At 54.6% G+C, this 10,071-nt stretch carries 9 protein-coding genes; 1 reads left to right on the forward strand and 8 read right to left on the reverse strand.

Annotated elements, in window-relative coordinates; all coding sequences use genetic code 11:
* Positions 1-350 precede the first annotated feature (350 nt).
* From dapB to ribF, 6 genes are all read right to left on the reverse strand, one after another.
* Entirely contained in the window at positions 351-1,172 is an 822-nt protein-coding gene (dapB, locus tag L977_RS03645; RefSeq protein WP_045269863.1) for a 4-hydroxy-tetrahydrodipicolinate reductase, read from the reverse strand.
* A 205-nt stretch (positions 1,173-1,377) separates the two neighbouring features.
* Complete coding sequence (ispH, locus tag L977_RS03650; protein WP_014882496.1) at positions 1,378-2,328, reverse strand: 4-hydroxy-3-methylbut-2-enyl diphosphate reductase; 951 nt, start codon at positions 2,326-2,328, stop codon at positions 1,378-1,380.
* Position 2,329: 1 nt separating this feature from the next.
* A complete protein-coding gene (gene fkpB / locus L977_RS03655) occupies positions 2,330-2,779 on the reverse strand; it encodes an FKBP-type peptidyl-prolyl cis-trans isomerase (RefSeq protein WP_003856450.1) in 450 nt (149 codons plus the stop codon).
* A gap of 117 nt (positions 2,780-2,896) precedes the next feature.
* Complete coding sequence (gene lspA / locus L977_RS03660) at positions 2,897-3,397, reverse strand: signal peptidase II (protein WP_008502034.1); 501 nt, start codon at positions 3,395-3,397, stop codon at positions 2,897-2,899.
* Positions 3,397-6,213 (reverse strand): isoleucine--tRNA ligase, encoded by a 2,817-nt coding sequence (gene ileS / locus L977_RS03665; RefSeq protein ID WP_047624793.1) that lies wholly within the window; start codon positions 6,211-6,213, stop codon positions 3,397-3,399. The genes lspA and ileS overlap by 1 nt, the downstream gene beginning before the upstream one ends.
* Before the next feature lie 45 nt (positions 6,214-6,258).
* On the reverse strand, positions 6,259-7,185 hold the full coding sequence (ribF, locus tag L977_RS03670; protein WP_014882494.1) for a bifunctional riboflavin kinase/FAD synthetase: 927 nt from the start codon (positions 7,183-7,185) through the stop codon (positions 6,259-6,261).
* 327 nt (positions 7,186-7,512) lie between these two features.
* Between ribF and rpsT the strand changes: the two genes are divergently transcribed.
* The gene (rpsT, locus tag L977_RS03675; protein ID WP_003856458.1) at positions 7,513-7,776 is read left to right on the forward strand and encodes a 30S ribosomal protein S20; all 264 of its coding nucleotides are present in this window, start codon (positions 7,513-7,515) and stop codon (positions 7,774-7,776) included.
* A 57-nt stretch (positions 7,777-7,833) separates the two neighbouring features.
* Here the strand turns inward: rpsT and nhaR are convergent, their stop codons facing one another.
* Together nhaR and nhaA are read right to left on the reverse strand one after the other, a co-directional pair.
* Positions 7,834-8,733 (reverse strand): transcriptional activator NhaR, encoded by a 900-nt coding sequence (gene nhaR / locus L977_RS03680; protein ID WP_014882493.1) that lies wholly within the window; start codon positions 8,731-8,733, stop codon positions 7,834-7,836.
* A gap of 57 nt (positions 8,734-8,790) precedes the next feature.
* Positions 8,791-9,966 (reverse strand): Na+/H+ antiporter NhaA, encoded by a 1,176-nt coding sequence (gene nhaA / locus L977_RS03685; RefSeq protein WP_047624795.1) that lies wholly within the window; start codon positions 9,964-9,966, stop codon positions 8,791-8,793.
* Positions 9,967-10,071: the final 105 nt, after the last annotated feature.

Genomic DNA, 10,071 nt, shown 5'->3' on the forward strand with positions numbered 1-10,071 from the left:
CATTCTGGAGATTTGGAGGCTAAAAGTCAACTTAAAACGGATATTTTGTTTATCCTTTTGCAAGCCTGGAGAGAGTAAAGCCACTTAAGCGACAAAAAGATCAGGTAAATCACTGTAGAAAACGCTTGCGTGCAGGGTTTAATGAAAAATTATTCGGCGAGGCAGCAAAAAGTGGACCAAATGGTCAAAATTTACATTCCAGTAACGAAAATAAGAGATAAAACTGCTTATTTTTAAGATTTAGACCAAGAATCACATCAAATGAGGTAAAATAAAAGGGCAATAAAATATTGCCCTATGCAATCAATATATTACGACTGCAATAACCACATCACGATGGGTAATAATGCTTACAGATTATTGAGATCAAGCACATCTCGCATATCAAAAAGGCCGCTCTTCTTGCCTTTCAGCCACAAAGCGGAACGCACTGCACCATTGGCAAACGTCATTCGGCTGGAAGCTTTATGCGTAATTTCGACGCGTTCGCCAATATCGGCGAACATCGCCGTATGTTCGCCGACGATGTCACCCGCACGGACGGTAGCAAAACCAATCGTGCCCGGTACGCGTTCGCCGGTATGACCTTCGCGGGTATAGACCGCGCAGTCTTTTAAATCTTTATCGAGTGCATGAGCAATCGCTTCGCCCATCGCCAGCGCCGTGCCTGACGGCGCATCAACTTTGTAACGGTGGTGCGCTTCAACAATCTCAATGTCGGTGTAGTTGCCCATCACCTTCGCCGCCTTCTCCAGTAGCTTCAGCATGACGTTAACGCCCACGCTAAAGTTTGCCGCGAAGACAATCGCAATTTCTTTCGATGCATCCTGGATGGCCTGCTTACCTGCGTCGTCAAAACCGGTGGTGCCGATCACCATCCCCTTACCGTGCTGCCGGCAAAACGCCAGATGCGTCAGCGTCCCTTCCGGGCGGGTAAAATCGATAAATACATCGAAGTCATCCTTAACCGCTTCCAGGCTGCTCTGTATGGTGACGCCGGTCTTTCCTGCGCCCGCCAGTTCACCTGCATCGGCTCCCAACAGTGATGACCCTTCACGCTCCAGCGCCGCGCCCAGTGCCACGCCATCCATCTGAAGTGCCGCCTGAATCAGCTGACGGCCCATACGTCCACCCGCGCCCGCAATGGCGACACGGATCTGTGCATCATGCATAGTTATTCTCTTACGTTAAAATGATGTAAATCGTTTTCAGATTAACCAGCCTTCGCAAAGGCTGCCAACTGAAAACACCGATAATTAGAATTTAACGTGAAACAAACTTAAATATCAGTAAAAGACATGATTTTGTCGTCACGATAAAGTACGGGGCAAAAAAAAGGCCAGCACATGAGATGCTGGCCTTTCATCAGATAAGGGGTTATTCCACTTCGCGCGCATCGATACGCAGTTCTTTCGGGACCTCGAAAACAATGTTCTCTTCGCGTCCTTCGAGCGGAACCGCTTCGCCGCCGCCGAGTTCCTGCAGGCGGACAATGACGTTCTGCACCAGAATATCCGGCGCGGAAGCGCCTGCGGTCACGCCCACGCAGGCCGCATTTTTCACCCACGCTTCCTGAATATCCGTCGCGTCGTCGATCAGAAATGCCGCTTTACCCATACGCTGTGCCAGTTCGGCCAGACGGTTAGAGTTAGAGGAGTTTTTCGAGCCGACCACCAGCACCACATCCGCCTGTTCAGCCAGCGCGCGCACCGCTTCCTGACGGTTGGTGGTGGCGTAGCAGATATCGTCTTTACGCGGCCCGACGATCTTCGGGAAGCGCTGGCGCAGTGCGTCAATCACGTCAGAGGTATCGTCGACGGAGAGCGTCGTCTGGGTCATAAACGACAGACGGGCTTCGTTTTTGACGTTCAGCGTCAGGACATCTTCAGGCGACTCCACCAGGTACATGCCCCCTTCCGGGTTACTGTACTGCCCCATCGTGCCTTCGACTTCCGGATGACCCGCGTGGCCAATCAGAATCGACTCTTCACCACGACGGCTGGCGCGCGCCACTTCCATATGCACTTTCGTCACCAGCGGACAGGTGGCATCAAAGACCGTCAGATCGCGGCTTTTCGCTTCGTTACGGACGGCCTGAGAGACGCCGTGCGCGGAGAAGATCAGGATCGCGCCGTCCGGCACTTCGCTAATCTGCTCGATGAAAATAGCACCACGCTCGCGCAGGCTGTCGACCACGTAGCGGTTGTGCACCACTTCATGACGCACATAAATCGGCGCGCCGTAAATTTCCAGCGCGTTTTCAACAATGCTGATAGCGCGGTCTACACCGGCGCAGAAGCCGCGCGGGTTAGCCAACAGGATCTGCATTTCAGGCCTCCAGTGCTGGGTCAATCTCCAGCACTTCAACATCAAAATGAACGGTACGCCCGGCAAGCGGATGGTTGAAATCAACGGTAATGGAGTCACCGTTGATTTCGCGGATCACGCCAGGCATTTCGCTGCCGTCCATAGCGGTAAAGAGCATAATCGCCCCGATTTCCGGCTCACCCGCATCCATAAATTCGCGACGCGAGAAATACTGGATCAGATCCGGGCTTGGCACACCAAACGCAGCATCTGGCTCCAGCGAAAAGGCTTTTTTCTCGCCCTCTTTCAGGCCAAGAAGCTGCTGCTCAAGACCTTCAGACAGGGAGGTATCGCCAAGACGGAACAGGGCCGGTTTGCCGTTATTGCGGGTGGATTCAGCCGTGGAGCCATCATCCAGCTTCAGCGTGAAGTGGACGAGAACCGCGCTGTTGCTCTGTACGGATTTAGACATGCAAATTGCTCGCTTGTTTTGGGTCACCTGTTGCCCGGTGGCGCTACGCTTACCGGGCCTACGGGAGGCCACAAATTCTGTAGGCCGGGTAAGCGTAGCGCCACCCGGCATTGATGCTTACGCCTGCTCTTTCGCGGCCGGTTTCGGCAAGAAACCTTCCAGCACGATTAACGCCGCACCGATGCAAATTGCGCTATCGGCGAGGTTAAAGGTCGCGAAGTGCCAGTCGCCGACGTAGAAGTCGATCATATCGACCACAAAGCCGTGCCACAGGCGATCGAACAGATTGCCCAGCGCGCCGCCAATGATCAGCGCGTAGGCGATGTTATTCAGCTTTTGCGTTGCCTTCGAACGGTACATCAGCACTGCCAGTATGACGCAAATACCTAAAGCGATACCCGCGAAGAACCAGCGCTGCCAGCCACCGCTGTCAGCAAGGAAGCTAAACGCCGCACCGTAGTTACGTGCGTAGTGAAGGTTAAGCGACGGGAACAGCGGGACCGTCTCCCCCAGAGCAAAGTTCTGGAGGATCAGGAATTTGCTGCCCAGATCGATAATCAGCACTACCACAACCAGCCACAGCCAGCGCAGTCCTGTTGAACAGAGAGTTTTACTCATCAGGCAAACTTACGTTTTTCGCCGTCACCGGCGACGTTGCTTACACAGCGTCCGCAGATGTCTGCGTGTTCCGCCACCTGGCCGACATCCGTGGTGTAATGCCAGCAACGCGGGCATTTCTCACCGTCGGCTTTGCTCAGCGCGACTTTCAGTCCTTTGAGCAGCTCGCTCTGCTGAGCATCAGCAGAGGCCTCGGCATAATCCGCAACTTTCGCACCGGAGGTCAACAGGACAAATCGTAATTCATCACCCAGCGCGGTCAGTTTTGCCGCCAGCTCAGGTTCGGCGTACAGGGTGACTGCCGCTTCCAGAGAGCCGCCGACTTTCTTGTCCGCACGCGCCTGCTCGATAACCTTGTTCACTTCGCCACGCACTTTCAGCAGCTCGTCCCAGAAGGCATCGTTCATCGCTTCGGTGCTGGAGAGATCGAACAGACCTTCGTACCACTCGCCCGTGAAGACATATTTCTCACGGTCGCCTGGCAGGTAGCCCCAGATTTCATCTGCGGTGAAGGACATGATCGGCGCCATCCAGCGAACCAGCGCTTCAGCGATGTGGAACAGGGCGGTCTGGCAGCTACGACGCGCCACGCTGTCCGCTTTCGCGGTGTACTGGCGGTCTTTGATGATGTCGAGATAGAACGAGCCCATTTCGATGGAGCAGAAGCGCATCAGGCGCTGCACCACTTCGTGGAAATCATAAGACTCATAGGCTTTCAGGATATCGTCCTGCGCCGCTTTCGCACAGCCTACCGCCCAGCGGTCCAGCACGACCATCTCTTCCGGTTTCACCATGTCCTTCACTGGATCAAAACCGTTCAGGTTCGCCAGCAGGAAGCGCGCGGTGTTACGGATACGACGATAGCTGTCGGCAGCACGCTTCAGGATCTCGTCAGACACCGCCATTTCGCCGGTGTAGTCGGTAGAAGCCACCCACAGACGCAGGATGTCTGCGCCCAGCTTGTTCATCACATCCTGCGGAGAAACGGTGTTCCCGATGGATTTAGACATCTTACGACCCTGACCATCCACGGTGAAGCCGTGAGTCAGTACCTGGCGATAAGGTGCTTTACCTTTCATGGCGGTGGAGATCATCAGGGATGACATGAACCAGCCGCGGTGTTGGTCAGACCCTTCCAGATACATGTCGGCAGCGTGACCGGCAAACTCTGGACGCACGTCAACCACCGAAGCGTGGGTAGAACCAGAGTCGAACCACACGTCCAGGGTATCTGGCACTTTCTCGTAGTTGTCCGCGTCCGCGCCCAGGATGTCGCGGGCATCGAGATCCCACCACGCCTGAATGCCGTCAACTTCGACGCGCTTCGCCACTTCTTCCATCAGTTCCAGGGTATTCGGGTGCAGTTCCTGCGTCTCTTTATGCACGAACAGAGACATCGGCACGCCCCAGGTACGCTGACGGGAGATACACCAGTCAGGACGGTTAGCGACCATGGATTCGATACGCGCCTGGCCCCAGTCCGGGATCCACTGCACGCCTTTGATCTCTTTCAGAGACTGCTCACGCAGGCCTTTCTGATCCATGCTGACGAACCACTGCGGGGTTGCACGGAAGATGATCGGCGTCTTGTGACGCCAGCAGCATGGATAGCTGTGCTGCATTTTCTCAACGTGCAGCAGCGCGCCGCTGGTGCGCAGCATATCCACGATAATGTCGTTGGCTTTAAAGACGTTGATACCGTCCAGAGCCGGATAAGTACCAGACAGGTACGAGCCGTCCGGCCCCACTGGGTTAGCGATTTCCAGACCGTACTTCAGGCTGATGTTGTAGTCGTCAGGACCGTGACCACCGGCGGTGTGTACCGCACCGGTACCGGCTTCCAGCGTAACGTGGTCGCCCAAGATGGCCGGAACGTCGAAGCCCAGGAACGGGTGTTTGAAGCGCATCAGTTCCAGCGCGTCGCCTTTCACAGTGCCCAGCACGGTGTAGTCGGTGATGTTCGCGCGTTTCAGCACGCTCTCCACCAGATCTTTCGCCAGGATAACCGCGCGACCCTCAATCTGCACCAGCGCGTAGTCAAACTCACCGGACAGGGAGATTGCACGGTTGGCTGGCAGCGTCCACGGCGTGGTGGTCCAGATCACCAGCGAGACCGGGCCGTTAACGGAGGAGACGCCAAATTTGGCTTTCACCGCATCCTGATCGACAGCGTCGAACGCCACGTCGATAGAAGGCGAGGTTTTGTCGTAATACTCTACTTCGGCTTCTGCCAGCGCAGAACGGCAGTCCACGCACCAGTGCACCGGCTTCGCGCCTTTGTGCAGATGGCCGTTACCGATGATTTTGCCCAGCGCACGGATGATGTTGGCTTCAGTTTTGAAGTCCATAGTCAGGTACGGATGCGACCAGTCGCCCAATACACCCAGACGGATAAAGTCCGCACGCTGGCCGTCAACCTGCGTGGCAGCGTATTCGCGGCATTTTGCACGGAACTCAGCGGCGGTGAACTTCTCACCTGGCTTGCCAAACTCTTGCTCTACTTTCAGCTCGATTGGCAGACCGTGGCAGTCCCAGCCCGGAACGTAAGGCGAGTCATATCCCGCGAGCCCTTTGGACTTCACGATAATGTCTTTCAGAATCTTGTTTACAGAGTGACCAATATGAATGCTGCCATTCGCATAGGGAGGGCCATCATGCAGAATGAAGGTTTTTTTGCCTTTTTTGGCTGCACGAATGATGCCGTACAGGTCATCATCGGTCCAACGCGCCAGCATTCCCGGTTCACGCTTGGCGAGATCGCCGCGCATCGGGAACCCTGTTTCCGGCAAATTCAGGGTTGATTTATAGTCACTCATCAGATTCTCGGTTCCGTATTTATCACGTAGGCATTTAAGCCGGGTTCATAGCCCAAAAAACTCGCGGGCCGTCAATTCATCACGCGCAATCTGCGCTTTTAGTTCATCCAGTGAAGCAAATCGCTGCTCATTGCGTATTTTTTTACGCAGTATTACATCTATATGGCGACCATAAAGGTCCATTACAACGTCCAGCAGGTGCACTTCTAACTGTTGACGTACACCGGCGACAGTGGGACGCGTGCCAATGTTGGCAACGCCGTAAAACGGCTTATCGCCCAGTCCTGCCACTTCCACCGCATAGACCCCTTTAACCGGGGAAACCTGACGACGCAGCGGGATATTCGCCGTCGGGAAACCTATCGTGCGCCCCAGGGCGTCGCCATGCACGACGCGGCCTGAGATGGTAAACGGATGCCCCAGCAGCGTTTCTGCCGTATCCAGTTCATCATTCGCCAGCGCCTGACGCACCGCCGTGCTGCTGACGCGCACGCCGCCTTCACAGAAGGTCATCGCGCTGGTCACGTCAAAACCGTACTCCAGGCCCGCCTTCTGTAATAGCAAGAAATCGCCCTGCCGACCAGCGCCAAAGCGGAAATCATCCCCCACGGCGAGAAACTGTACGCCAAGACGCTTAACCAGCAGGTCGCTGACGAAATTTTGTGCTGTCAGTGCGGCAAAGCGACGATCGAAACGCACGCACAGCACGTAGTCCACGCCGGACTCTGCCAGGTAGCGCAGCTTCTCACGCAGGCGAGTGAGACGGGCGGGCGATTTATCCCCCGCAAACAGCTCCAGCGGTTGCGGTTCAAAAATCATCACCACCACGGGCAGGCCACGGGCCTCCCCCTCTTTACGCAATCCCTGCAACAGCGCCTGATGACCACGATGCACGCCGTCGAAATTACCAATAGTCAGCACGCACCCGTGTGGTGCGCTGCTGAGATTATGTATGCCGCGTATCAGCTTCATGTCTGGCTCAAAACAGTGAAAATCGCCAAAGTATACCTTGTACCGCGGTTAAGGTTAACCGGCGATTGTTCGCGCAAAACAGAAAGCCGTAATGATTTCATCAGGCTGACCTTTCACAGCGAAAAAATCTGCTCGTGAACTGCGATTTTTATGCCGAAAGGCTGTATTCACGAAAGACAAGCTGGTAGAATCCTGCGCCATCACTACGTAACGTAGCGTCGCTTTTTAACGGCGCTTATTTGCACAAATCCATTGACAAAAGAAGGCAAAGAGGGCATATTCCTCGGCCTTTGAATTGTCCACATAGATCATATTTGGGAGTTGGACTTGGCTAATATCAAATCAGCTAAGAAACGTGCCGTTCAGTCTGAAAAGGCTCGTAAGCACAACGCAAGCCGTCGCTCTATGATGCGTACTTTCATCAAGAAAGTATACGCAGCAATCGAAGCTGGCGACAAAGCTGCAGCGCAGAACGCATTTAACGAAATGCAACCAATCGTGGATCGTCAGGCTGCTAAAGGTCTGATCCACAAAAACAAAGCAGCGCGTCATAAAGCAAACCTGACCGCGCAGATCAACAAACTGGCTTAATCGCTACTTGTTGTTGCTTGTTTAAAGAACCCGCTTAACGCGGGTTTTTTTATGTCTTCAGATTGCCGGTGGCGTAAACAGCGCCGAGTAGTCACGGTTGCAGATTCGCTGCACCGCCGGGTGCTGAATCATTCTTTCGGCAAATATGGCGTGATACTCCTCCATCACGTTATCCACTCTGCCAATCTCCGTAATCTTGTTGTCTGAATAGAGATCGAGCACGTACAGCGTTGGCGCAACGAAGATGGCATTGTGCGCTTCGCCAAAGGCTTTCATCAGTGCCGCATCGTCGAATTCACCGAGGATCTCCACCTTCAGCCCTTGCGAGTTAAACCAGTTCAACAGCTTACGCCCGAGCATTGACCGCCTTCCCGGCACTAATAAGCGACGCTCTTCCAGACAGGCCGGGAAGGGTTTTTCCGGCGGTGGATTAATGCACCAGAAGCTGACACCGCATTCGCCAATCTTCACTGAGAACAGCCCTTCCTGCTGCGTGGAGTCGATGGGGCAGTCCGAGATAATCATATCCAGCTTATGCTGGCTCAGCTGTTCCAGCAGCATCTCGTGGGTGGATTCAAAGCAGCGCAGATGGATTTGTTCATCTTCCACCACCGCGGCATCCAGCACGCCGCTCACCAGCCGTTTGGACAGCGCATCCGCCACGCCGACGTCAAAGAGCAGGTTAGACTCTTTGCGATAGTTGACGATATCCAGCATCTCCTGGCTCAGGGTGAACATCTTGTCCGCATAGCGAAAGACCAGTTCCCCAAGTTCGCTTGGCTCAATCCCGCGGCCTTTACGCTTGAATAGCTTGCCCTGCAGGCGCTCTTCCAGCGCCTTGATTTGGCCGGTAATGGTCTGCGGCGTGAGATAGAGCGCCTCAGCCGCCCCCACCACCGAGCCCTGCTTGTAGACGTGCCAGAAGTAGTAAAGATGGTTGTAATTCAAATGAGACATAGCGTCTTCACTCCCTGAGTATGTAACGGGAGAAGGCTCATCTTCTCCCGGTTTCCGTTATGCCTGGACAGCCTGTCCGGGCAATTTCACCTTCAACAAGGTATAACCGATTACCGCGGCCAGTAATGACCCGATAAGAATGCCGAGCTTCGCCCAGACGATGAGTTCAGGGGCATTTGCGCCAAACGCCAGCGTCGAGATAAAGATCGACATGGTAAATCCAATACCACACAGCACGCCGACAGCCATAATCTGACCAAAGGTGGTGCCGTTCGGCAGCGATGCCAGCTTCATCTTCAGCGCCAGCCAGCAGAACAGGCTGATCCCCAGCGGTTTACCAATAAACAGCCCGGCAATAATGCCCAGCGGCAGGACAGACGTCAGCCCATCCAGCGTCACGCCCTGCAGGGAAACGCCGGCGTTAGCAAAGGCAAACAGTGGCAGGATCATAAAGGCGACCCACGGGTGAAGGACATGCTCAAGCTGTTTAGCAGGGGATTTACCCTCCTGCGGTTTTAGCGGCACAAAGAAGCCAACAATCACCCCGGCCAGCGTGGCATGCACGCCGGATTTCAATACCGCTGTCCAGAGTACCATCCCCACGAGGATGTAAATGCCGATGCGGCGGACATTGAAAATGTTCAGCAGCGCCAGGACCGCAATTGCGCCTGCCGCCACGCTCAGCGACAGAATCGACAGATCGCTGGTATAAAACAGCGCGATAATCACGATCGCGCCCAGATCATCAATGATCGCCAGCGCCATCAGGAAGATTTTCAACGCCATCGGCACGCGGCTACCGAGCAAGGCTAAGACACCGAGCGCAAACGCGATATCCGTTGCCGCCGGGATAGCCCACCCGTCACGCGCAACAGGATCCTGCCAGGTAAACGCAAGGAACAGCAGTGCCGGAACGACCATCCCGCCGATAGCAGCGATCACCGGAAAGGCGGCGCGCTGACGGCTGGCGAGGGAGCCCAACACCAGCTCCCGTTTGACCTCAAGCCCCACCAGCAGGAAGAACACCGCCATTAGCGCATCGTTGATCCACAGCAGCATGTTCTTGTTAATTTCCAGCGCCCCGACCTTCAGCTCAACGGGTGTTTCCAAAAATGCGTTATAGAGATCGCGCGTCATGCCCAGATTCGCCAGCACCATTGCGGCTGCCGCGGCAATAATCAGGATCACACCACCGGACGCCTCACTGCTAAAGAAACGGTGTAGTAATTTCATTTAAGTTCTCTCTTTTACAACAATACCTCGATAAAACCATAATACCAAGCCAAATAGCTCGGCAAAAACAGATTAATATTGAGTGTAGACTCAGTTTTAATGTTC

Source organism: Enterobacter sp. ZOR0014 (assembly GCF_000798855.1).
GTDB classification, from domain to species: Bacteria; Pseudomonadota; Gammaproteobacteria; order Enterobacterales; family Enterobacteriaceae; genus Enterobacter; species Enterobacter kobei.